The organism is Rhodococcus sp. T2V (assembly GCF_029269925.1).
GTDB lineage: Bacteria > Actinomycetota > Actinomycetes > Mycobacteriales > Mycobacteriaceae > Rhodococcus_F > Rhodococcus_F koreensis.
In genome coordinates this window covers 1-504 of record NZ_JARJBD010000493.1, presented here as the reverse complement: position 1 = coordinate 504, position 504 = coordinate 1, and the positions used below count along the sequence as shown (strand labels likewise).

Below are 504 nucleotides of genomic sequence, written 5' to 3'. Positions count from 1 at the left end.
GCGCGGTGCAGGAGCGGTTCCCGCAGTTGCCGAGCCTGGGCCCCGAGCAACTCGGCACCCTACGCACCCTCGACCAGATCGTGGACCTCCTCGCCGAGACCCCCACCCCGCCCGAACCCCCCACCACACCCGCCACCCCGACGAACTCACCGTCCGCAGGCGTCGATGCCGCCGTGCTGCGGTCGGCGTTGCAGGAAGTGGTGGCGGACAAGACTGGTTACCCGGTGGAGATGGTGGATCCGTCGATGGACCGGGTGTGGTCGTCACCCACCAGGGTCTGGCCAACCTGGCCCAGGAGATCCGCGACAACTACGCGGTGTCCGCACACTCGCGTGTCCTGCATTTCGCCTCGCCCAGCTTCGACACCGCGCTGGTCGAGGTCCTCGCCGCAGCCATCGCGGGCGCCACCCTCGTCGTGGCCCCGCCCGAGGTGTACGGCGGGCAGGAGCTGGCGGCGCTTCTGCGCGCCGAACGCATCACCCACCTGTTGTCGACACCGTCCGC

Annotated in this window: 1 pseudogene; it reads left to right on the top strand. The window is 70.4% G+C overall.

Annotated features, from left to right (window positions below):
* Nucleotides 1-253: 253 nt before the first annotated feature.
* A pseudogene (locus tag P3H15_RS55035) lies at nt 254-504 on the top strand (AMP-binding protein); the annotation flags it as partial.